This window comes from Lacrimispora amygdalina, from assembly GCF_003432035.1.
Taxonomy (GTDB): domain Bacteria; phylum Bacillota; class Clostridia; order Lachnospirales; family Lachnospiraceae; genus Lacrimispora; species Lacrimispora amygdalina.
Genome location: NZ_QOHO01000088.1, coordinates 18,910 through 40,772 on the forward strand (window position 1 = coordinate 18,910; position 21,863 = coordinate 40,772).

Here is a 21,863-nt window from a genome sequence, read left to right on the forward strand (position 1 = left end):
GTAGTAGTTTATGCAGTAAATCAAAATCTATGAATTATCTATGCAATCTGCATATCAGCAGACAAGAACTCTGGGACAGGTAGAAGAGAGCACTCGCTTGTTGTGGCAAGTTTATTGTTCAAATCTCGTTGCTGAGATTGGCAGAAAAGTAAGTCGGGATTGTCCTCTTCAAGGTATTGTCTCAGTATGCTATCAGCTTGAGAAAAATAGAGCATTGCCATCTTGTTTTTACCAGAAGAAGCGCAAATCGCGGCAAGATTTTGCGTAAGATATCCTTTGGTAATGCTATTATCTCCGTACACTTTGTTAACAAGACCAATGCAGTTGGAATAAATCTGTATGGCATCATTTAACTTACCACTTTCGTACAAAAGCTTTGCATATGATGTGAGAGTAAATATTCCAGCGGTGGAATATTGCATTTGTGTATTTGATAGAACTCCAGCAGCCTTTTTAGTGTAGTCCAGAGCTTTTTCTTGCTTCCCTAGCAGAGCAAGATACCTTCCTGCATCCAGATACATACTGGAAAGGCTTGGTATCTGAGAGGTTCCATATTTGGTAGCAAGATAGATTGCCTTCTCTTCCACTTCCAAAGCTTGAACATAATTTTGATGAATTTTGGCTGCTTTCACTGCCTGAAAGTGAAGTAGCATAGCTGAGTTTTCAGTTGAAATATTATGATAATGCTGGCAGATATCATTACACTCATTCAAAAGCTTTTCAAAGGAGCGGAATCGCTGGTATCGACTATTTTGCTCTAATGAGGCAAAGACGATTCGCTTCCAGATATCTTCATTATCCTTTTCTACAAAGCGCAGTGTAGTATCTATTATATCCAGTGCAAGATTATGATAACAGCTCGCTTCACTTGTGCAAGTGGATTTAAGATTTTCGAATATTTGAGGGCAGTCATTTAAAGACAAGGATTTTCGTGCATTTATCATTTTTCGTATATAGGGATGTAGTTGAATCAGGTTATGTTTGCTTGTTAAAAATCCCAGTTCCAACAGTTCATTTACTTCATTTACACAATGTCCATACCACTGATACAGTAATTTAACAGGAAATCCTGATTCAGGTGCTAGCGCAATAACAGCTAAAACTTTTTGATGATTGTATTCGAGTTCCTGTATGTCCAATAACTTTTCCATGTGATTCTGATAACGACTCTTCTCAGTCTGGTTGTCTTTGATCAATGAGATTTTGATGTCATCCGAAGGAAGCAAAATATTTTCCTTTAACAGTTCAAATAGTTTGGTAGGTGTGATTGCTGCATATGAAAGCAATCTTGCAACTAGTTCTACCGCCATTGTGTGATAGTCTAAGAACTCGAGAATGAGATTCAGTTCTTCTAGAGAAAAATCTATGGAAGTCCCTAAGTTGCTTTGCAATACTAGCTGCGCCTGCCTCATGTCAGCAGTAATTGTGAATGTTTTATATGCTGAAAACAGGTTTCTTGTGGTGTAGATAACCTTACACTTTAAATCACAAAATTGTGAGAGCAGACTTTCTTTTGAAGCGGTCGTATCAAAGTTATCAACCACAAGCAGGGTATCTTCTTTTAAGGATTTTAGAAAGCGAAAATGTTTTCGGAATCGCTCTTTATCTGTCAATCCATCGGTATCATCAACAAAATCTAAATCTGCTATCATTTCATAGAGACTTCCTGAATAATCAAGGAACAAGATGTTGGTATAGCTTTTTCGGTGCAGCTTAATATATTGCTTCATAAACTCGCTTTTTCCAATGCCAGCAACCCCTTGAATAAACAGAGTATGATGTTCATCTAGTAAATTATGTAATTCTTCCAATTCTTTTTCCCTGCCTACAAAGGTTTGAATAGGTTTTGGTAGAACTGTAGTCAGAATAATATCATCTAGCAGTGGGGAAGTGCCACCAGAAGCTTTCGCATCAAATTTGACAAAAGTTCTGGACATACCAAACATAAGAACTACAGCAATGAAGCTTGCATATGCGGCACTTGATGAGTCTGCATAATATGATAGCAGTCGTTCTTTTTCAAAATCGGATATCGAAGTGTCAGATAGCAGAAGTGTTTTAATATCTGTAGCTGCATTGGCATAATCACTGAGGTAAGGAAACAGTTCCTTTTCCATATCCTGATACATGGCTTCCTTGTGGGACGTATCCACATAATAATTAACGATTCTAGGGCTGACCTTTGCCTGTCCTTTAATCCATTTGCAGACGAGTCCATTGTCATACATAAAATCAACAGTATCATTGGAAAAACTGGAAAAAATCATATACACATAGTCTATTTGTGATGTATCTGCTTCTTTTAAATAGTGGAATAGTATTGCAGATACAGAATGAAAATCAACTCGATTCAATCAATCATCTCCTCAAAATGTTTAATATTTATGTTCCTTCAAACGTTAACCCAATGTTAGCTGAGAAGGAACATTTAAATTATATCATACAATCTCATGACGAACAAACGTTCTTTTTGGAGGGGCTCAAATTTCACTCAGTTTTCTATCAATGTCTCGGGATTCAATTCACGGTAGGATAGAAAGAAAAAGCTTTAAAAAGCAGGAAGGAGATGCTATGAATAAGGAATTTGAGCGATGTTGCAGGTTAATGGCTAAGTTGATGGAAAAGTATGGTTCTATGGTTTTGCGGGATATTGCAAAAGAACTTCGATACAGACCAGAGCGACATATTGTAAATGTGGATGGAAAGAAATCACGATTCACAACCTATGTAAAACGATTTGCAGTTTATCAACTTAGAGCAGCATAGAAAGATTTGGTGTAAGAATGGGCTCATAAATTGGGGCTTGGGGATATTATGCCATGCTCCAATTTATCAGTTTAGTAAAAGTTTTATTTGAATATAAGTTGGAACAATGATAAAATAATGTTGGGACAAATAAAGAAATCAGAAGTAATATTATTTAGAGCGGAGGTATGCCGATGAAGAAACAGCTTAAATGCTACATCTACACTAGAGTATCCACTTCCATGCAGGTGGAAGGATATAGTCTAGATGCTCAAAAAGATAAATTGAAAAAATATGCAGATTATCAGGAGATGGTAATTGCCGGTGAATATTCCGATGAAGGCAAATCTGGTAAAAGTGTTGAAGGAAGACCAGAATTTCAACAGATGCTTCAGGATATAGAAAGCGGCAAGGATAACGTAGACTTTGTACTTGTATTTAAGTTATCTCGATTTGGAAGAAATGCGGCAGATGTTTTAAGCTCCTTGCAGAGAATGCAGGATTTTGGTGTGAATTTAATCTGTGTGGAAGATGGTATTGATAGCTCTAAGGATGCTGGTAAATTGATGATTTCCGTATTGTCAGCAGTAGCTGAAATTGAACGAGAAAACATTCTTGTGCAGACCATGGAAGGTCGTAGGCAGAAAGCCAGAGAAGGCAAATGGAATGGTGGCTTTGCTCCTTATGGGTATAAGCTAGTTGAAGGTGAGTTACAGATTGCAGAAGATGAAGCACCAATTATTCGCCTAATCTATGATAAATTTGTTAATACCACGATGGGTATTGGAGCAATTGCTGTATTCCTTAATCAAAATGGATACCGAAAGAAAATCCGACAGAACAACACCATGGAGACTTTTTCTTCTTCCTTTATCAAAGGAGTATTGGACAATCCAATCTATTGTGGCAAGCTTGCCTTTGGCAGACGAAAGAATGAAAAAATAGCAGGAACTAGAAATGAATATCATGTGGTAAAGCAGGATTCTTATTTGATTAGCGATGGAATTCATGATGAAATTATTTCAGAGGAAGTTTGGAATCAGGCACAAAAAAAACGTCAGGAAACTGGAGTGGGCAATGAAAAGGTGCATAGTCTTGAACATGAGCATATTTTATCAGGTATTGTAAAATGTCCAATCTGTGGAAGTGGTATGTATGGAAATGTCAATCGTAAGAAACGTAAAGACGGAACCTTATACAAGGATTATTTTTACTATGCCTGCAAGCATAGAACTTTCATTGATGGTCATCACTGCACTTATAAAAAGCAGTGGAATGAAGATAAAGTAAATGATGCAGTAGCCGAGATTATTGGAAAACTTGTTAATAATCCGAAGTTTGAGAATGAGATTAGAACGAAAATTGGAAATAGTCTGGATACAAAAGATTTGGAGAAAGAGCACACGAACTTGAAGGAACAGTTAAAGCAGTTGCAAGGTGCAAAGAATAAGCTGGCATCTCATATGGATCATTTATCCGTATCGGACAAGCATTATGATAAAAAATATCAGGATATGCAGGAACGTATGGACGGACTGTATGATGAAATGGATGCAATGGAGATATCCATAGAGGAAGTGGAAAATCGACTATTTAACATCAAGCAACAGAAAATTTCTGGAGATAACGTCTATCAATTCCTTCTTTATTTTGATAAACTGTATGATAAGATGACCGATGGAGAGAAAAAGGAATTTGTAAAAAGCTTTGTAGAGGAAGTCCATCTCTATGAGAAAGAGCAGGAAGATGGCAGATTTTTAAAGCATATCAAATTCAAATTCCCTGTATTTTTCAATGGAACAGAGACACAGGAACTTGATTGGGACAATGAAAGTACCGTTGAAACGGTGATAATGATGACGTATTGTGGTAATAGTAAGAAATAGATGGGGTGTGCCACAAGTTGTAGTGGCTTTTGGAAGGGAAATGTGCAAAAAATGGGGCTAAAAAATACGATTTTTAGCCCTATTTAAGGAAGCAATATCCTGTTACCAGAGATTATACCATAGAAAGCAAGTGAAAAACGGGAAAGTCATAACAATTGTGGAATGTGCTTTGTGCACTTGGCTGTGGTGTTGCTGGAGGAGGTGCGGGATTATGTCTTGCCGATGGGAAGCATCCGGTTCTGGTATTAAGTTAAAGCTGGCTGAAAGGTAGAAATTATGTTACTTAAAAAAACTATTCTTCATAAAATTCTGTGGATGTATGCTGCTTTCCTTTTCCTATTTGTTGCAGTCAAATTTAATGGTTCTTTTAATGATATTACAAGCAGAGTAAATTCTATAATGGAAAATCGACGCGATGGTATTTGGAATATCAACTTAGTACCTTTTAGATCTATTGCTCCACAATTAAAGTATATTACAGAATGGTGGTCATTGAAAAACATCATTGGAAATATCATTTTATTCATTCCTCTGGGTTTTTTAGTTCCATTAGTTTATATCAATGCTCAAAGATTTTATAAAACATTTTTAATAGTATTCCTAAGCGTACTTTTAATTGAATCTTTTCAACTATTTACTATGCTAGGCGTATTTGATATAGACGATATTATTCTAAATTGTACTGGCGGTATAATAGGTTACTTTCTATTTTATATTTTAAAAAGAATGGTATATTAAGAGACGCCCGACCTTTCGATACCTATCCAAAAATGGTTACAGGATAGGAGATTTCCTATATGTCCAGAATCGCCTCTTATTAACAGGAAACTGTTCATGTAATGATGGATTGATGTGGCAAATGTTTTCTTTTTACACAATTTCAAAAAGATAGAACAGTTAGGTCTGCGACTTTACTGGAATTATCCATTCAGACCCAGCCGATGCGCCAACATGTCAGTTTAATGCCAAGGGAAAGGGCGAGTCAACATTGGTGCCCGTAGCTCCTGCAATAGCTAACGCAATATACAATGCAATAAGTGCGAGAGTGAAAATTGGACCCATAAACCCGGCGAGAGTATTAGAAGCGTTGGGGAAGATATAGGTGGAGAAATGGAAAGATTTTCATATGAGAATGCAGTAACAGTTGCTGACGCAGTTTCTATGCTGAAAGCAGAGAATGTCTCTGTCTTGGCGGGTGGCACAGACATTCTGAACTTGATGAAAAAGAACGCTCTGACCAACCCTCCCAGAAAATTAGTGAAAATCAAAAATATCCCTGAATTGGACATTATCAGTGAGGATGCACAAGGTCTGACCATAGGGGCAACGACTAAGCTTTTGTACAAGGAAAAGCGGGAGTACTTGCTTCGCCATTCAAGGAGATAATAGGTATCATTCTATATTCGGGGGAGCAAGGGGGTGTGTAGCGGTTAACGCGTCCGATATTGCCCCAGTGCGAATAGCCTTGAACGTTAAAATCAAAACTACTGCGGGAGTAATTGAAGCGGAGAAGTTTTTTACTGGTGAGCGTAAGACGACTGCTCTGAACCATGATGAGATCGTCACTGAGATCCAGATGCCCTCACCTAATTCTGGAACAAAGCAAAACTTTATCAAGTTTGCTCAAAGGCCCACGATAGATTTTCCTGTAGTAAACGTAGCTACATCTATTACAATTGAAGGTGACAAGGTGTCCGATGTGAGGATTGTACTTAATGCCGTAGCACCGGTGCCAAAAAGGGCAATCGGAGTTGAGGAGGCCTTGAAGGGTAAAATCATCAGCGAATCAGTGGTAGAAACAGCGGTTGCTGCTATTGCCAATTGTGCTGTTCCGCTGAAGGACAATAAGTACAAGGTGCAAATAGCTAAGACATTGATAAAGAGAGCGATTCTGGAGTAAAGAGTTCCGGAATCGTATATTAGGGGGGGCGTAGTTTTTTTATCCGCCCCCTAAAACTCTGTAGGTTTAATAAATTTCTATTGTTATCGAGTCTTACGGGGGGCGTAATGTATTCGCGGCGTACAATTTACGATCTCATTTTGCTGCATCTCATAACCGACACTAAAATCAGCGCGGAAAAACCAGATAGCAAGCGGTGGTGTAGCACTGAACAAGCATTAGGTTAGATACTACAAAACTAACTAAATAAGGAGGACGCTATGAACTGGGAACCATGGACAGGCTGTTATAAAATTAGTGATGGTTGCACCTATTGTTATTTTTATGGACCCCATGCAAAACGATTTGGTCAAAATGTCATAGAAAAAACAGACAAATTTGATTGGCCTGTAAGGAAGAATGCAAAAGGCCAGTACAACATTAAAGGCAACAAAATTCTTGCAACATGTTTTGCAACTGACTTTTTTCTTCCTGAAGCAGATGAATGGCGTAAAGAAATATGGGCTATCATCAAGAAAAGAACAGATATAGAATTTTTGATTTTGACAAAGCGGATTGACCGCTTCCTTGTATCGCTACCGTCAGATTGGGATACTGGATATGACAATGTGAATATTGGATGTACGGTCGAAAATCAAATATTAGCCGATTACAGGCTTCCATTATTTTTATCCTATCCGATAAAGCGGCGTTTTATTGCCTGCGCACCGCTCTTAGAACCGATCGATTTAACATCATATCTTCATGGAGTAGACCATGTTACAGTTGGCGGTGAAACGGGGCGGGAAGCCCGTGAATGTGATTATGATTGGGTACTTAATATCCGTGAACAGTGTGTAAAAGCAAATGTAACATTTTGGTTCAAAAATACAGGTTCACTTTTTAAACGTGACGGAGTAGTGGAAAAAGTAAATCCATTTAAGCAAACCAGTATGGCGAAAGAGTTTGGTATAAATATTTCTGACGGAAAAAAGCTGTTTTGACAGGAACGAAAATCAATCATGCGGCAATCCGCACTCATATCTTAATCTGCCAGTACATCTATCTTACTATGAATAAATCAAACTATATAAGAAGATAATAGTAAATATATAACTATTATTGATATATAAAAGAATGTCAAACAGATGCAGGAGATTAATATGGCAGCCAAAATAAATTTAGGCGAAGTAACAATTACTGAATTAAGTAAGATAATAAAAAATAAAACCTATTCTATAAAAGAGATTGTTTCACAATATTTAGAGCAAATTGACGCTTTGGACAAAGGCTTTAATGGATTAAATTCTATCTGTGAGATAAATTCTGATGTTATTACAATCGCAGAGGAGCTTGATGAAAGAAATAAGGATGAATCTGGATTGCTTTACGGAGTACCGATTCTTTTAAAGGACAATATAAATACTGCAGACCGCTTGCACACATCCGCAGGATCACTGGCATTGGCAGATTCAATTGCACAAACAGATGCTGAGATTGTTAAAATTTTAAGAAATAAAGGTGCTGTCATTCTTGGCAAAACAAATATGACTGAATTTGCCAATTATATGACGAAGGGAATGCCAAACGGATATAGTTCTAAAGGGGGAATTGTAAAATCACCATACGTTTTAGGTGAAAGCCCGGCAGGTTCCAGCACCGGTTCAGGGGTTGCAGTTGCAGCTAATTTATGTACGGCTGCTTTTGGCACCGATACTTCCGGTTCTATCATATCTCCTGGTTTAAAGAATGGTATTGTAGGGTACCGCCCAGGTAAAGATGCTTTGAGTATAAAAGGTATTATACCCATAAGTTTTACTCTTGATATGGTTGGTCCCATGACAAGAACTGTTAAAGATGCAATTATTATTTTTAATGAGCTATCAGCTAATAAAATACACTTTACAGAAAAGACAAGTCTTAAAGGTACTGTAATAGGGATTGACCAATCGGCTATCGATAATATGTCGCAGGAAGACGAAAAGAAGGCGAATGGTGTTTTAGATAAATTAAAGGATGCCGGTGCAATCTTAAAACGATTACATCTCAAAACAATTTCTAATAAAAAGATCGATGACATTAAAAAATATGAGTTTAAGTATGCTATGAATCAATATTTATCTGAGTTACCACAAGATTATAAAATAAAAAGTTTAAAGGAAATAATTGAATTTAACAATAACCATAAAGAAGAAGCATTAAGATATGGTCAAATATTATTAGAAGATGCCCAGAATAATACCTCTGGTGATATGACAGAATCCATATATATGGATACGTTAAAAGATATGGAATCCACGAAACGATATATGAATGATCAGCTAAAGGATGTGAATGTGTGTATTGTATTTAAAGATCACCCAATTGTTCAATATACTGGTCTGCCAGCAATTACAGTACCCTGCGGGTTATATAATAATGGAATGCCTTACGGAATAAATATTATTGCTCAAACGGATGAAGATCTATTAAATACAGCATATGCAATAGAACAAATCGCTGGCAGAAGAGTGAAACCTAAATTTATTGGGTTTAAAAAAAACTGTGATTTTTGAATTTTAGTGCTCCAGTAGAATCTGAAATTGCTTCACTAAGTGATATAATGCCTATAGAAGAGCTTTTAATTTCGCTTGGACATATATTCTTTTCCTATATTGCAAAAGACAAAAATATATTATTAATTTTGCTGAAAGAAAAAAGTGCCTTTTCAGAAGAGTATACGAATCGTTTTAATCAACATGTAAATCTTCTCATTAAGCAGACTATGGAATGAATACAGGTATATGTTGACAGAATAGAAATCGATCTTTTGATATTTTTATGATGGTAAATCAGTTTTGGAGTGCAACTTATTCTTATATTGTGCAAGATGTATTCTTTGAAAACCATAAAATGTATCACAGTGACAGAGAGGCGTATCTAAAACAGATTGTCAATTATACACTTTTAACCTGGAAAATATAATCATGTATTTTCCAGGCTTTTTTTTAGAACATTGTCAGGAGGGGAATCATGCCCTGTTTCATCAGGTTATGTTTGATTGGTTAGATGAGGTATTTCACTACAATATTCTGAGAAAGACAGGTGCGTGCCGGCATGTATTCGGATGAAATTGATATAGTAGCAGTGTCCGCAAGAGAAAAAAGTGAATTCAATATGGCAGGAGGCTGCATTTTGCTGGGACTGCCTTATTGGTATGTTTCAAAATAGTTGGAAAAAAGATTGATTCAAAAAAATCTTCGCTTATAATAGTAGCTAAAAGAAAACAGTAAGGAGATGCTATTTTGGAGCACAAAATTTTATCATTAATTAAAAATTTAGATAAGAAAAATATAAAGGGATATTTTATTCAAACCCGAGAAGATCTTTTCTCTCTTTTAAAAGAGCTGATACCAGAAAACTCCAGTATAGGTTGTGGCGATTCTGTGACTTTGGAAGAACTGGGAGTCTTTGATTTTCTAAGAAAAGAAAATGTGATTTTTTATGATAAATTTCAATCTGGGCTAACCAAAGAAGAAAAACGTGAAATTTACTTAAAAAATTTTTCTGCAGACACTTTTATCAGTGGAACCAATGCCATCACTCTGGATGGAGCTATCTTTAATATCGATGGTAACGGAAGCCGCGTTGCTCCTATGCTTTATGGTCCAAGTCAGGTCATTCTTATTGTTGGAATTAATAAAGTCACTCCCGATATTGACTCTGCTATTAAAAGAACAAGGCAGATTGCAGCTCCAATGGATGCCAAACGCCTCGGGAAACAAACTCCTTGTACAAAATTATCACGTTGTATTGATTGCAAACATAAAGAACGTATTTGTAATGATTTTGTACTAATTCAAGGCCAGTTTATCAAAGACCGAATCAAGGTGATTATTTTAAATGAGGAATTAGGCTATTAAATGTCTAACTCTATTCTTGGATTTGGGAAAAAAGGGAAAATTCAGATTTTCGAGGAAAAATCTGCACTGAAACAGATAAGAGGAGACTTTGCGGATAATGTTAATGAGGCAAACAAAATTCTTGAAAATGCAGAAAAATAATTATTTCTTCTAAGAAAGTATTTGAAAAGGACACCACTGCAATTTATATTACAATGGTGGTTTACCAAAAGAAATAATTTAATAAATCTTCCATCGGTTTGTAACGGGTACAAATCAAATGCAAGCAGGAGGCTCCCAACGGAGTCTCCTTTCTTTTTGATCAGTCTGTATTAGCCGTCAGATAGACGGCTTTCATCATATCCACGATTTGTTTCTCAATACTTTCCTGGGATATCGGCATTCTGCTGGTTAACCACCACTGTAAGGTTTCTAGGATAGCGCCGGTAAAAAAATGTGCCATAACCTCAGGATCGGCAATGAGATTATACCCTTTTTCCGCATTTTCTTTAAGCTTTTGAAGAATATCGAATTCTATCTGTTCCGATAGAATTCGGAATAATGACGGATAACATTCACTCTTCAGCACAGATTGGACGAGCCTGTCCTTTTCCTTGAAAAATGTCATGACGCGGCGGACGATAGTGATATAAAAATCGATAGGCATGGAGGTATTCAGGCTGCCCGCGATTTCCCTGTCGAACTCCGCCTGAATTTCCCGGATGATAAATGTGAAGAACTCATATTTGTCTCCGAAATGCTTGTAAAAGGTAGCCCGGCGTACCATTGCCCGGTCACATAGTTCGTTGACGGTGATATCCTCAAAACGTTTTTCTTCCAACAACTCAAAGAAGGTGTTGGTAAGGGCCATATAGGTTTTTTGTATTCGTAAGTCCATTTTTGTACAGAACTCCTTTATATCGGAAACAGTTTCGGTGTGTTTGTCAATTAAGTTACATAAGGGCAGGCATTGAGCGTTGCATTTGCTCTCCTTAAAAGTATAATTGATATAGTGACAGATGTCAATTAGTTATCATATGTAACTACACCAAATACTGAAAGGAGTTTTTATTATGAACACTGATGTATTATTTGAACCGATTCAGGTCGGTAATGTTGAACTTAAAAACCGCATTGCCATGTCACCTATGAACATGGGGTATACAGGGCCCGAGGGCTTTACCAGCGAACAGTCCAACGCCTGGTATGCTGGGAAAAATACCTTATACCATTTCAGGTACATTTAAGAATGGTGCTATCAATGCCATTGCTAAAACAAAAATGGGCGATTTGAGTATAAAATCAAAGTAGAATACTTAAAATCCCGGGCAGCCAGTTAAATGGTAGCCCGGGGTTTCGTTGCTAATGTACTTAAGTGAAGTCATTATAGAGGATTCGTCTCTGAACCAATGAAATTAGTCAGCTCCTGCAATTTTTCAGGACTCTTCCCATAATCACGAATATCTCCGTCTACAGCATGGTCTGCCCATTCCCTGCCACTGGTAAAACCAACTTTCTGGCTGCCATCTGTCAAAGTGACTTGAATTTCATCTGCATTTTCTATTAAAGCAAGTAAGAAAAGCGCGTTTGCCCTGAAGGTATTGGCTTCGGCTGAGTTTTCCCTGTCGTATTCAGCAAGGTATTCTGTTGGAACAGAATATACAATTTCCGCCTTATATGGCTGCGATGAGGTTTGTAATTCAAAATGGTCATATTTCAAACCCATAGGAACTGGCAGCAATCCAATCAGGTTACCAACCGCGGAATTATCACCCACATATTTCGTCCGGGCTTTCCACAAATCTTCGATAGGGTATGCTGTGTCTGGTATTCCTTTTGGCTGTAACTGTATTGTTGAGGCTTTTGTTCTTGTAGGATAACTCTCCTGGATTTCCCCTAAATAAAGCACTACATAATCACCTTCGGCGAAATCATCAATGGATAGTTCTGCTGGTTCACGATTGCTGTTCACTGTCTGAAGGCTTGCATTCCCCCAACTGACAATACAGTTATCGCCAATGGGACTATTTGTGTCAATTCCCTTTACTGTCATAGTCTGATTAGCCTTGTCAATTTTAAGAATGGCAGCATTTACACCTGAAAAACCGTTTGGCGTCTTTGGACTTGTTGTTAAACCGATAACAACAATAACAACCGCTATAACTGCCCCTAAAATTACCCAAAATCCAGGCTTTTTATAATTCAGAACATTTTTAACTCTGCCTTTTGTGTCGCCTTCACCAAAGGCAAGAGGCGTACTGCCCACAACTCTTCTGCCAGTTGCAAGGGCTAGCAGTGAGGCAGAATAATCCTTTTTCACATCATTACCCAGTCGTTTAATAACTGCTTCATCGCAGGACATCTCCATATCTTTCCCGCTGAGAAAAAATGCGGCCCATACAAGAGGATTAAACCAATGAGCGCAAAGAACCAGAAAGCTTATGAGTTTGACAATATGGTCAAGTCTTTTGATATGAGTCTGCTCATGAAGCAGGATATAGTTTTGTTCGGCATCGTTTAGAACAGAGGGAAGATAAATTCTCGGGCAAAAAATACCCATGACAAAGGCAGTAACAATATTCGTCGAAACATAAATGTTATTCTGAAACAGCGTGGCCTCCTTCAATTGCTTTTTCAGACGCAGAAGTGAAGTAAGGCTATATATCAGCAAAGCTGCAACACCCAGTAACCAGATCTGACTGCAGATTAATATCCCGATCTGCAATGGATTTGCGCTGGCTTGCGTGGCTGCAGCAGGAAGAATTACATGAACAGAATGATTAATTACCCCAATACCAGTATCAATTTTGGGTACCTGCATATTGATGATATCTTGTGAGATTGGGTTTGCCTTTGCCGGTAAAAGACTAAACATGCTCTCAAAAGAGAACGGGCTGATCAGGCGAAACAGAACTACCGGCCACAGCGCATAGGAGAATACCTTTGGTGCTTTTTGCAAAAGAATTCTTACAATTAATACAAAGGCAATAACAATACTTGCTGTGAAGCTCATATTTAATACGTGCAAAAATACCTTTTCTAACATCACTCCTCCTCCTTATATTCATCAATCAGTTGTTGTATCTCCTCAATTTCTTTAGAATTCAGTTTTTTCCTTCGAGTAAATGCAGCCAAAAATTGTGGAAGCGAGCCAGCGAAAGCATCGGACAAAAACTGCTCTCCCTGTGCGGCTCCAAACTCATCTTTGGACATCAGTGCAGTGACTGTGCCGTTATTATTTTCAAAAATCTTACGCTCACACAGTCGTTTTAGCATGGTGTATGTTGTAGTGCGCTTCCAGGCAAACTCTTTTTCGCAAATTTCTGTGAGAGTACGGGAGCTGACAGGCTCATTTGCCCAGATAATGCCGGCAAATTTTTGCTCCATCTCACCCAATTTATATTGTTCCATTGATGAATCCTCCTGTCGAATAGCATTAGACTAAAATTAGTCTAACACAGTTAGACTAAGGAGTCAACAGTTTTTAATTTGGTTGTAGTTTGTCTCATTAGATATTTGGATTACATTTATTCCATGTTTTTATCATTTATGTTATAATTGTAATTGAACATTAGTGTAATACCCGTTTCTAAATTTAATTCATGCAATATAAATAGAAAATAATTATCTTGATGAGATTGGGAATTACCAATTAGATGTATTAATATAAAAAAGGGAGAAATACAAATTGAATTTTTTTTCATCATGGTTTTATAATGAGGATATCGCTCATAATATCGTCTTAACAGTGTTGTATGGCTGGATTTTATATCAATTATGTTTGTTAACTTATAAGCGCATAAATAATACAACAGAAGAAAGAAAATATTATTATTTTCGCAAATTGTTCCTGCTTTTATTGATTTATTTTATATTAGGTGAAATTATTTTTTTATCACTTAGAAAACATTTTTTTCTAAACTGGATTCCCAGTGGCTGGTTTTTGCAAGACATCACCCTATATATTATTTATTCTGTTATGGTTTTCAGCTGTCTATTATTTCTAATAAAACGGGTAAAAAAGATTTTAAAGAGAGAAAAGAATATAAAGGATACAATTTGGGGCATTATTTTAATTCTTTTCTCGGAATTCCTGATCGGTTCGTTTGTACTGATTGCATTTAACGGTGCGCTTAGTAATGTCAGGGTTGAATTGGAATCCCCAACCATATTAGTGGGTGAAAGTAATAATGCATTAGTAATTAATAAAATGAGAATGGTGCTTCCAAACGGGGTAGAACGTGGTATTACAACAAACACTGTTAAGTTTACACTTGTTGCAGTAAACTTAAAGGATGGGAGTAAGTGCTGGACGCGTCTGTCGGGCTGGCAGGAGTATCTCGTAGGGGAAAGCACCAATGGACTTCTTATTGTAAACAATAAAAAAAAGGTGCTTAACTTTATAAATCCCAAAACAGGCAAAGTAGACATTACAGAAAAAGAATGGGTAGAAAGAATTCCAGAGCTGAAAGACAATTTAAGTTATAATCAAAATGATTCTTACCTTGCAACAGAAGATGAATTATATATATATGCATTAGACGGAAAGTATTATAAAGTGAATATGGTTGATAATTCGGTAACAGAAAGTCCTGATTATAACAAGATTTTGTCCCAACGGTTTTCTGATTCAAACAACATCAGCGGGCTGTCAGGTGAGGATTTGCAGTGGGTTGCAGAAGCATGTACCACTTATTATTCAGATTTGTTGGATGTGAACATTTTATGGGCAGAGGATAGGAAAACAGCTCTCATTTCCTACCATCAAAAGAGAAACGATGACAAAATAAACGTTTCCATGGTTTCACTGAACGAGCATTCCATAAAATGGACTACACCAATCGAGTACAGTTTTTCTGGCATGATGAATCATTCTATTTCGATATCAAAGGATGATGACTGGTTTTATATCATTTCCAATGGAAACCTATATAAATTAAGTCAGGAAAACGGGAATATCGAATATGTTTATCAATATCGTTGGAATAAATTAAAATAAAGTCTTTTTTCCCTTGTCAATACTGCATATTCTTAGTTAAATTACATAAGCGGAATCATGCTGGCTGTTATAGAATTAGGGGAAAACATAGAAAAAAATAGTAATTTTGACGTTTTTAAATAAAATTGAAAAACAATATGGATTAATTACATGTTATATGATATATTTCATAATATTAGAAGAAATGTAATATGTTTCTAATTAATTGAAAAATGGAGGATACAAAAGATGTATTGTAAAAATTGTGCCAAAGAGATTGATGACAAAGAAGCTGTATGTCCGCACTGCGGAGTTGCTCAGACACCTCAGGAGGTAGATAATGGCGGTTTTGGCTGGGGGCTTTTAGGCTGCTGCGTTCCACTCGTCGGTTTAATTCTGTTTCTGGTTTGGAAAGGAACGAAACCGAAGACTGCAAAAGCTGCAGGTTTAGGTGCTTTAATTAGTGTTATTTTAAGCGTTGTGATAATTGCATTAATTTTTGGTCTTGGAATTATGAGTGCAGTAGCGGGTTATTAAACCTGGCGGCTCGTATGAGTAGTTTTTTTTACCGATGGCTTCCAATTTTCTTTGGATGCCATTGCAGGGCGGAACGTTCATTTTTTCTGAATGGAAGGCAGTTTCCTATTTGTGCACGATGTACCGGCGAATTGGTGGGGATCTTAATTTTAGGAATAACCTATGGTATCTATCACCCACAAATTTTATATGCCGTACTAATTATGATCCCCATGATAATTGATGGTGGGATTCAATTACTAACCACATACGAAAGCACCAATATCAGGAGATTCCTGACGGGTTTATTTTTTGGGTATGGTCTCTTTTATCTATTTGTAACAAGTATGATTGCTACATATTGGTATGGATATCATTTCGCAAAAATGCTTTGAAACAGATTCTTGACATAAGATCCTGTAACCATATCAGGGAAAATAAAAAAGGCAGGGACGGATACGAAAACGATAAGGCATGATTTGCTGGAGAGTTATGTTCAGCAGAATATATACGTTACCACATTGTATCAGTGTTCTGACCTGTCTTTTTAATCGTTTCTTAAGTTTGTAAACGGTTGTCATATCCAAACCAATAGATACTCTGTATTGGTTTTCTGTAAATATTCTTAGTTCATATTAAAAATTCGGTTCGTATTAAAAATATCTCCCCCCAGTAACCACATTCGCTCTGTTTTTATGAAAGAAAAAGAAGCATCTATGATATAATGGTACAAAGATAAAATATCCATATAAACCGGAAGGAGAATTGTTTATGGGAAAAATCATAGAGGAACCCTCTATCAGGCTGAAAAGCAGTATCAATCGCCAAGATTATGAATCAATACAGAATCTTGAGGCACAATGTACACAAAACGATGCAATCACTCTGAAACTTGAGCTTGACTATAAACTGAGTGATGGTGAAAACAGCATGTCTGAAAATGGCATTTCCGACATAAATGAATTCCTGTACTTTGATGGCGGGAAATTAATCGGATACATGGGAATATGCTGTTTTGGAGGCATATCACAGCCGCTGGAGATTACCGGAATGGTACACCCCCTTTATCGGCGTCAGGGAATTTTTTCAAAACTGTGTGAATTGGTTATGGTGGAATGCAGGAGAAGGAACGCAGGCTGTATTCTTGCTTTGTGTGATAAAAAGTCTGATTCAGGCCAGAAGTTTTTACAAAAGGCGGGAGCGGTCTATCAATATTCTGAGTTTGAGATGTATCTGAATGATGAAATTTATGAAGCTATGGAAAAGCAGGAACCCTCTGGCATCACGTTCCGAAAAGCAATCAATGCAGATGCTTTAGAGATAGCCAGGCAAAACACGATTTATTTTGGCGACGCTGCTGTGGAAGATGGGGATGCTGTGAATCGTGATATCCTTCTGCCGGAAGAGGAAGAAAAACGGGGTATGACGATGTATATTGCAGAAAAAGATGACAGGATAATCGGGAAGGTGAACATACAGATGTCTGAGTCAGGAACCGGAGGAATCTATGGGCTGGGCGTTCTGCCGGAGGAGCGCAAAAAAGGATTTGGAAGAGCAGTACTGACTCATGCAGTAGAAAAATTGAAAGATGCAAAAGCAGCAAAGATTATGCTTCAGGTTGCGGCCGAAAATGCTGCAGCTCTAAGCCTTTACAAATCCTGCGGATTTCAGGAAACGTCGGTTATGGACTATTTTGAGTTAAAGTAAATAACTTTAAATGGAGAATCAAGTGAATATTACACAAAAATTAAAAGTTCTGTGGAAACATCCACTAATTGAATTATTAAAAAATAACAAGGGAAATCCAAGAACACTGATTTTTATGGAGCCCCTCTGGGGGATTCCGTATAATCTAATTGCACCTTTTGCCACACTGTATATGTATACCCAGGGGATAACGGACGTTCAGATCGGGTTAATTCTGTCTGTCTCTATGGTGGTTCAGGTGCTTTTTTCCTTCTTCGGAGGGATCATTACCGATAAGCTGGGACGCAAATTCACAACCATGATGGGGGATTTCTTTGGCTGGAGTGTTGCCTGTGTTGTATTCCAATCATAAAAATAAGCATCACTGCCGCATTCAAAATCGGGAAAAAAGCAAGATAGCGGTTTTCTATACCCAGCCTTTGTGTTACATACAGACTGAAAAAGCTGGTACTGACAAGGTTTGCTATATGTAAAATTACAGAGACAGTCAACACTTTCATAATGTCTTTATTCATCAGCACTTTGGGGATTAAATTCTTGTATTCAAATAGCATCTTTAAAACAGAGTTATCTTTTGTTTCAGCCATACGGATCTTCCCCTGCCGGGTTTCTTCACAATACCGAAAAGTAACAATCACCTTAATCAGCATATTCAGTGCGAAAACAAAATATAAAACACGGACAACCGGAACCACGGTAAAAGAGTTGATCAACAATCCTGAAATTGGTGCAAAAAAGATTGCAATCAGCCCGCCTATGTTCACCCAGGTATAGATTCCTATTAAATCTTTGGAATCAGCATCTTCAATCAGCAGGCAGTACCATGCCGTCTGGTTTATCTGTTCAAAGCTGTTAAATAAAACTGCGGTTAAAAAAAACCAGAAGTTATCCGAAACAGCCCCCCGGAGAGAGGGCTCGCATTAATGCTTTGATTATGTCCTTTACCATTGCATTTGCATCGCCTTTTGGCTACTTAGCCGGTTGGCTGTCAAGCATTGACCGCCGTCTTCCTTTTGTATTTACATTTTCTATTTATATCATAGCAATTATTATTGTTGGACGTATCCGTGATCCTGAATTTTCTGGTGATAATGAAGCAGCTGATGATTGGAATAAGGGATGATACAGGTAAGCGGTTTGTTTTTGCAGATGCAGACAGGACGAATTCGTTGAAGGCTGTATTAAGATATTTGTTTTATGATTTTCACGCAATCATGAATAATGAACTGACCTTTTCATTTCAGCCATGGTTTTTCGATAACATGAACATTTAAGCAGGCAGGATTTCCGTCCGCTTGTAGGTGATGGTGACAATGAAACGCATGCTGAATGCTTAGGGGAGAAGTAACTACGCACATGATTCTGTTTTCTTACATATAATGTCAGGAAAATACGGCGGGTAATGCCGGTAATATGTATTGAGGAAGAAGTCATGGTTAACCGGTGTTTTATCACATTAAGCCACAAGGATTATATCCGGAATGGTATACTTAACTCTCAGAACTCTTCATTCCAGATTCAGAATATTGCAGAAAACCTTCAGATACCCTGGGCAGTGGATATCAGCGAAGATGGCAGGATGTTCTTTACGGAGCGCAGCGGAAACCTGCGTGTCATAGAAAACGGGACATTAAATCCGGTGCCGGTGTATACATTCGGCCCACCTTTTGTCAGTACCGGAGAGGGCGGGCTTATGGGTCTTGCTTTGGACAGGGATTTTCTTTCAAACGGATACATCTATCTTATGTATACCTATAATGAAAACGGAGGGATTTACAGCCGTGTAGTACGCATGCACATCGAGGGCAATACCGCATTCGGGGAGGAAATTCTTTTGGATAAAATTCCGGCAGGCCGGTTCCATAACGGCGGAAGGATAAAAATTGGCCCCGATGGTTACCTGTATATAACTGCAGGAGATGCGGGTAACCGTGATCTTGCACAGGATATAAACAGTCTGGCAGGTAAAATCCTGCGGATTGGGACAGATGGAAGTATCCCGTCTGATAACCCCTTTCAAGGTTCACCGGTTTATGCCCTGGGACTCAGAAATCCCCAGGGCCTGGCCTGGAATGACAGAAATATACTATATGCATCGGATCATGGAGAAACAGCCCATGATGAAATTAATATCATACTGCCGGGTGGAAATTATGGCTGGCCTTTGGTTACAGGTGACGAGGAAATGCAGGGATATGATTTTATTAATCCTGTCATACAAAGCGGGAATGATACCTGGGCCCCTGCAGGAATGGTCTTCGTAACCGGCAGTCCCCGGAATGGCCAGCTTATGGTATCAACACTCCGGGGGAGTGTACTCCTGGCAATCACGTTCGACCAATCCGGGACACAAGTAGTTAATATGGAACGGTTATTGCAGAACGATTACGGACGGTTAAGGGAGGCTTATCAGGCAAGGGACGGTTCCATATATCTTACTACCAGCAACATGGATGGCAGAGGGCTTTCCAATCCCCATGATGATAAAATCCTCAGGCTGGTACCCCGCATGTAATAGCAGCATTACCTTACTTACTTTTATCGCGAAGTATATGCTGTAATATTGCTATAATAAACGCGGCAAGTAAGGAATTCAGGAAACCACCCATATTCACACTGGATACAAAACTGTCTGCTATCATAATGGTCCAGGCATTTACAACAAAGGTAAACAATCCGAAGGTTATAATACTGAAAGGCAGGGTAAGAAGCAGAATCAAAGGTTTTATAAACAGGTTAACCACTAATAATACCAAGCCTAAAACAAGCAGGGCAGGGATGCTATGAATTGTAATCGTATCAATAGCCATGGATAACAGATAGATTGTTGCAACAATGGATAAATATTTTGATAAAAGTTTAGACATAGTACCTCCATAGAATAAGCGTTATCTGATTATAACGGATACCTTAACATTTTCAACGTCAACATTTACAAGTTCATAAGACTCGCTGCAAACCAGAGAATCCATCAGATTGGTCAGCCCTTTCATCAGTGATCTCAATGCATGAACCGGGAAGGAAGAGGAGCTTGTTAACTGCTGCTTAGGCACAAAGAAGCATACCACATCAAATATGTCAATTACGCAGTCAAGCAGCTCTCCGAAAGCATACAAAGATATGGGTAAATTAAGATAGAAATGCTTGCCGCCACTAATATTCACTTTAACCCATAAGACGCGTAATACCTTAGTCAACATAAACCTTCACCATAATCATCGACTTACTGGCCTCATCCCATGCTTCAACATCCACGATGCTGGGGTCATCCAGTGTGCCGTTGATGATTTCCTCAATTATTTTTGCAAAATCAATATTCGAGATATTGACGCCTTTTGTTTCCATATTTCTGCGGGCATCTTCCGGTATAATAGCTGTCATTTTATCAGCAATTTCTCCTATGGTTGTTAATAGCCTTAAGGGAACATTGACACTAACGTTCACAGCCTTATTATCAGATGTTACTCTGACTTTTAAAAATTTATATTTGTGGTTAGCAGTACCTGTGATTGCTGTTGTCTGCTCAGGAGCAGATTCACTTGTAACATTCAATGCATCTAATAACTCCATTCCTTCGGCTGCTGTGATCAGTCCCTTTTCAATCATTTCTAATATTTTTTTTTGTTCGCTCATGATAAAACCTCCCTTATATAATATGATACTTTTTCTGATTTAGATGATATTACGGCGGCTTATAAATTCTTTAGCTTTTCCGTCGCTTCTTTCGGTGTGATTTCCCCTTTTGATAGCTGATCAAGAATTACATTCCTGGTATTCACTTTGTCGTTGTTCTCTTTTAAAGTTTCTTTGGCAGAAACCTCATAACCAAGACCTCTGATCACCGAGTCAAGTTTACCGCGGACAGTTGGATAGGAGATACCCAGTTCTTTTTCAACATCCTTGATATTGCCTCTGCATTTGATGAATACTTTTATAAATTCAAGATCCTCTTCAGGAAGACGGCAAAATTCACAGGGCTGGAAATCACCTTCGATGGTAGTGGAGCATTTGGGACAGCCTAATTTTGTTATGGAAAGTTTCTCTCCGCAGACAGGACATTTTCCTGGAGCTTTATATTTCATATACGATACCCTCTTTCTGTTCTTTCTGTTACAATATACTACTAATATTAAATGATGTCAATATATAAGTTAATATTATTAATATGATAATAAAAATATTTAATATATAAATTCAAATATTTAATTATTTGTGCGTTCTGTCCATACCCAGCCAAATACAATAACCAGAAAAAGCTCCCTTCTTAATAT

General features: G+C 37.8%; 26 protein-coding genes. 18 read left to right on the forward strand and 8 right to left on the reverse strand.

Annotation, left to right across the window (positions count from 1 at the left end; genetic code table 11):
• Positions 1–38: 38 nt before the first annotated feature.
• Positions 39–2,354, reverse strand: coding sequence for a tetratricopeptide repeat protein (locus tag DS742_RS23955; RefSeq protein WP_117419468.1), 2,316 nt, complete (start codon positions 2,352–2,354; stop codon positions 39–41).
• Between the two features lie 250 nt (positions 2,355–2,604).
• On the opposite strand from DS742_RS23955, the gene DS742_RS29050 reads away from it, so the two are divergent.
• The 8 genes from DS742_RS29050 (at position 2,605) to DS742_RS23995 (ending at position 10,412) form a co-directional block, all read left to right on the forward strand.
• The gene (locus tag DS742_RS29050; RefSeq protein WP_170313567.1) at positions 2,605–2,766 is read left to right on the forward strand and encodes a hypothetical protein; all 162 of its coding nucleotides are present in this window, start codon (positions 2,605–2,607) and stop codon (positions 2,764–2,766) included.
• Positions 2,767–2,939: 173 nt separating this feature from the next.
• Positions 2,940–4,631 (forward strand): recombinase family protein, encoded by a 1,692-nt coding sequence (locus DS742_RS23965; protein WP_117419470.1) that lies wholly within the window; start codon positions 2,940–2,942, stop codon positions 4,629–4,631.
• 276 nt (positions 4,632–4,907) lie between these two features.
• Entirely contained in the window at positions 4,908–5,369 is a 462-nt protein-coding gene (locus DS742_RS23970; protein ID WP_117419471.1) for a VanZ family protein, read from the forward strand.
• Positions 5,370–5,741: 372 nt separating this feature from the next.
• A complete protein-coding gene (locus tag DS742_RS29835; protein ID WP_117419472.1) occupies positions 5,742–6,017 on the forward strand; it encodes an FAD binding domain-containing protein in 276 nt (91 codons plus the stop codon).
• Positions 6,018–6,096: 79 nt separating this feature from the next.
• The gene (locus tag DS742_RS29840) at positions 6,097–6,531 is read left to right on the forward strand and encodes an FAD binding domain-containing protein (protein ID WP_147325858.1); all 435 of its coding nucleotides are present in this window, start codon (positions 6,097–6,099) and stop codon (positions 6,529–6,531) included.
• Positions 6,532–6,791: 260 nt separating this feature from the next.
• A complete protein-coding gene (locus DS742_RS23985; RefSeq protein ID WP_117419474.1) occupies positions 6,792–7,514 on the forward strand; it encodes a DUF5131 family protein in 723 nt (240 codons plus the stop codon).
• 159 nt (positions 7,515–7,673) lie between these two features.
• Positions 7,674–9,065, forward strand: a complete 1,392-nt coding sequence (locus tag DS742_RS23990; protein WP_170313568.1) for an amidase family protein — start codon at positions 7,674–7,676, stop codon at positions 9,063–9,065.
• Positions 9,066–9,794: 729 nt separating this feature from the next.
• A complete protein-coding gene (locus tag DS742_RS23995; RefSeq protein ID WP_117419476.1) occupies positions 9,795–10,412 on the forward strand; it encodes a lactate utilization protein in 618 nt (205 codons plus the stop codon).
• A 301-nt stretch (positions 10,413–10,713) separates the two neighbouring features.
• On the opposite strand, the gene DS742_RS24000 is transcribed toward DS742_RS23995, so the two are convergent.
• A complete protein-coding gene (locus DS742_RS24000) occupies positions 10,714–11,289 on the reverse strand; it encodes a TetR/AcrR family transcriptional regulator (RefSeq protein WP_117419477.1) in 576 nt (191 codons plus the stop codon).
• Between the two features lie 175 nt (positions 11,290–11,464).
• On the opposite strand from DS742_RS24000, the gene DS742_RS24005 reads away from it, so the two are divergent.
• Positions 11,465–11,638, forward strand: coding sequence for an oxidoreductase (locus DS742_RS24005; RefSeq protein WP_242996746.1), 174 nt, complete (start codon positions 11,465–11,467; stop codon positions 11,636–11,638).
• Between the two features lie 137 nt (positions 11,639–11,775).
• Here DS742_RS24005 and DS742_RS29640 read toward each other — a convergent pair whose 3' ends face one another.
• Together DS742_RS29640 and DS742_RS24020 are read right to left on the reverse strand one after the other, a co-directional pair.
• Complete coding sequence (locus tag DS742_RS29640; RefSeq protein ID WP_242996748.1) at positions 11,776–13,437, reverse strand: M56 family metallopeptidase; 1,662 nt, start codon at positions 13,435–13,437, stop codon at positions 11,776–11,778.
• Positions 13,437–13,802, reverse strand: a complete 366-nt coding sequence (locus DS742_RS24020; RefSeq protein WP_117419478.1) for a BlaI/MecI/CopY family transcriptional regulator — start codon at positions 13,800–13,802, stop codon at positions 13,437–13,439. The genes DS742_RS29640 and DS742_RS24020 overlap by 1 nt, the downstream gene beginning before the upstream one ends.
• 277 nt (positions 13,803–14,079) lie before the next feature.
• Here DS742_RS24020 and DS742_RS24025 point away from each other — a divergent pair, with 277 nt between their 5' ends.
• The 9 genes from DS742_RS24025 to DS742_RS24060 all read left to right on the forward strand — a co-directional run bounded on the left by DS742_RS24025 (position 14,080) and on the right by DS742_RS24060 (position 20,107).
• Entirely contained in the window at positions 14,080–15,390 is a 1,311-nt protein-coding gene (locus tag DS742_RS24025; RefSeq protein WP_117419479.1) for a PA2928 family protein, read from the forward strand.
• Positions 15,391–15,618: 228 nt separating this feature from the next.
• Positions 15,619–15,906, forward strand: coding sequence for a zinc ribbon domain-containing protein (locus DS742_RS24030; protein ID WP_117419480.1), 288 nt, complete (start codon positions 15,619–15,621; stop codon positions 15,904–15,906).
• Between the two features lie 14 nt (positions 15,907–15,920).
• Positions 15,921–16,280, forward strand: coding sequence for a DUF2085 domain-containing protein (locus DS742_RS24035; RefSeq protein WP_117419481.1), 360 nt, complete (start codon positions 15,921–15,923; stop codon positions 16,278–16,280).
• Between the two features lie 376 nt (positions 16,281–16,656).
• Positions 16,657–17,592, forward strand: a complete 936-nt coding sequence (locus DS742_RS24040; RefSeq protein ID WP_117419482.1) for a GNAT family N-acetyltransferase — start codon at positions 16,657–16,659, stop codon at positions 17,590–17,592.
• Between the two features lie 22 nt (positions 17,593–17,614).
• Complete coding sequence (locus DS742_RS24045; RefSeq protein WP_242996751.1) at positions 17,615–17,944, forward strand: MFS transporter; 330 nt, start codon at positions 17,615–17,617, stop codon at positions 17,942–17,944.
• Between the two features lie 185 nt (positions 17,945–18,129).
• The gene (locus tag DS742_RS29055) at positions 18,130–18,366 is read left to right on the forward strand and encodes a hypothetical protein (RefSeq protein ID WP_170313569.1); all 237 of its coding nucleotides are present in this window, start codon (positions 18,130–18,132) and stop codon (positions 18,364–18,366) included.
• Positions 18,367–18,520: 154 nt separating this feature from the next.
• A complete protein-coding gene (locus DS742_RS24055; RefSeq protein WP_242996754.1) occupies positions 18,521–18,715 on the forward strand; it encodes a hypothetical protein in 195 nt (64 codons plus the stop codon).
• Complete coding sequence (locus DS742_RS29060; RefSeq protein WP_170313570.1) at positions 18,696–18,866, forward strand: hypothetical protein; 171 nt, start codon at positions 18,696–18,698, stop codon at positions 18,864–18,866. The genes DS742_RS24055 and DS742_RS29060 overlap by 20 nt, the downstream gene beginning before the upstream one ends.
• A 128-nt stretch (positions 18,867–18,994) precedes the next feature.
• Positions 18,995–20,107, forward strand: a complete 1,113-nt coding sequence (locus tag DS742_RS24060) for a PQQ-dependent sugar dehydrogenase (protein WP_242996757.1) — start codon at positions 18,995–18,997, stop codon at positions 20,105–20,107.
• Between the two features lie 13 nt (positions 20,108–20,120).
• Here DS742_RS24060 and DS742_RS24065 read toward each other — a convergent pair whose 3' ends face one another.
• Genes DS742_RS24065 through DS742_RS24080 form a run of 4 tightly spaced genes read right to left on the reverse strand, consistent with a single transcriptional unit; the run spans position 20,121 to position 21,674 of the window.
• The gene (locus DS742_RS24065) at positions 20,121–20,459 is read right to left on the reverse strand and encodes a phage holin family protein (RefSeq protein ID WP_117419483.1); all 339 of its coding nucleotides are present in this window, start codon (positions 20,457–20,459) and stop codon (positions 20,121–20,123) included.
• 21 nt (positions 20,460–20,480) lie between these two features.
• Positions 20,481–20,792 (reverse strand): hypothetical protein, encoded by a 312-nt coding sequence (locus DS742_RS24070; RefSeq protein ID WP_117419484.1) that lies wholly within the window; start codon positions 20,790–20,792, stop codon positions 20,481–20,483.
• The gene (locus DS742_RS24075) at positions 20,782–21,225 is read right to left on the reverse strand and encodes an SHOCT-like domain-containing protein (RefSeq protein ID WP_117419485.1); all 444 of its coding nucleotides are present in this window, start codon (positions 21,223–21,225) and stop codon (positions 20,782–20,784) included. Before DS742_RS24075 ends, DS742_RS24070 begins: the two co-directional genes overlap by 11 nt.
• Positions 21,226–21,284: 59 nt before the next feature.
• Positions 21,285–21,674, reverse strand: a complete 390-nt coding sequence (locus DS742_RS24080) for a DUF2089 domain-containing protein (protein ID WP_117419486.1) — start codon at positions 21,672–21,674, stop codon at positions 21,285–21,287.
• Between the last annotated feature and the right edge of the window lie 189 nt (positions 21,675–21,863).

Bases quoted from the DNA above. Each gene is read 5' to 3' on its own strand.
- DS742_RS29050 (WP_170313567.1), top strand. From the start codon at position 2,605: ATGGCTAAGTTGATGGAAAAGTATGGTTCTATGGTTTTGCGGGATATT.
- DS742_RS23965 (WP_117419470.1), top strand. From the start codon at position 2,940: ATGAAGAAACAGCTTAAATGCTACATCTACACTAGAGTATCCACTTCC.
- DS742_RS23970 (WP_117419471.1), top strand. From the start codon at position 4,908: ATGTTACTTAAAAAAACTATTCTTCATAAAATTCTGTGGATGTATGCT.
- DS742_RS29835 (WP_117419472.1), top strand. From the start codon at position 5,742: ATGGAAAGATTTTCATATGAGAATGCAGTAACAGTTGCTGACGCAGTT.
- DS742_RS23985 (WP_117419474.1), top strand. From the start codon at position 6,792: ATGAACTGGGAACCATGGACAGGCTGTTATAAAATTAGTGATGGTTGC.
- DS742_RS23990 (WP_170313568.1), top strand. From the start codon at position 7,674: ATGGCAGCCAAAATAAATTTAGGCGAAGTAACAATTACTGAATTAAGT.
- DS742_RS24000 (WP_117419477.1), bottom strand. From the start codon at position 11,289: ATGGACTTACGAATACAAAAAACCTATATGGCCCTTACCAACACCTTC.
- DS742_RS24005 (WP_242996746.1), top strand. From the start codon at position 11,465: ATGAACACTGATGTATTATTTGAACCGATTCAGGTCGGTAATGTTGAA.
- DS742_RS29640 (WP_242996748.1), bottom strand. From the start codon at position 13,437: ATGTTAGAAAAGGTATTTTTGCACGTATTAAATATGAGCTTCACAGCA.
- DS742_RS24020 (WP_117419478.1), bottom strand. From the start codon at position 13,802: ATGGAACAATATAAATTGGGTGAGATGGAGCAAAAATTTGCCGGCATT.
- DS742_RS24030 (WP_117419480.1), top strand. From the start codon at position 15,619: ATGTATTGTAAAAATTGTGCCAAAGAGATTGATGACAAAGAAGCTGTA.
- DS742_RS24035 (WP_117419481.1), top strand. From the start codon at position 15,921: ATGAGTAGTTTTTTTTACCGATGGCTTCCAATTTTCTTTGGATGCCAT.
- DS742_RS24040 (WP_117419482.1), top strand. From the start codon at position 16,657: ATGGGAAAAATCATAGAGGAACCCTCTATCAGGCTGAAAAGCAGTATC.
- DS742_RS29060 (WP_170313570.1), top strand. From the start codon at position 18,696: ATGATTGGAATAAGGGATGATACAGGTAAGCGGTTTGTTTTTGCAGAT.
- DS742_RS24060 (WP_242996757.1), top strand. From the start codon at position 18,995: ATGCCGGTAATATGTATTGAGGAAGAAGTCATGGTTAACCGGTGTTTT.
- DS742_RS24065 (WP_117419483.1), bottom strand. From the start codon at position 20,459: ATGTCTAAACTTTTATCAAAATATTTATCCATTGTTGCAACAATCTAT.
- DS742_RS24070 (WP_117419484.1), bottom strand. From the start codon at position 20,792: ATGTTGACTAAGGTATTACGCGTCTTATGGGTTAAAGTGAATATTAGT.
- DS742_RS24075 (WP_117419485.1), bottom strand. From the start codon at position 21,225: ATGAGCGAACAAAAAAAAATATTAGAAATGATTGAAAAGGGACTGATC.
- DS742_RS24080 (WP_117419486.1), bottom strand. From the start codon at position 21,674: ATGAAATATAAAGCTCCAGGAAAATGTCCTGTCTGCGGAGAGAAACTT.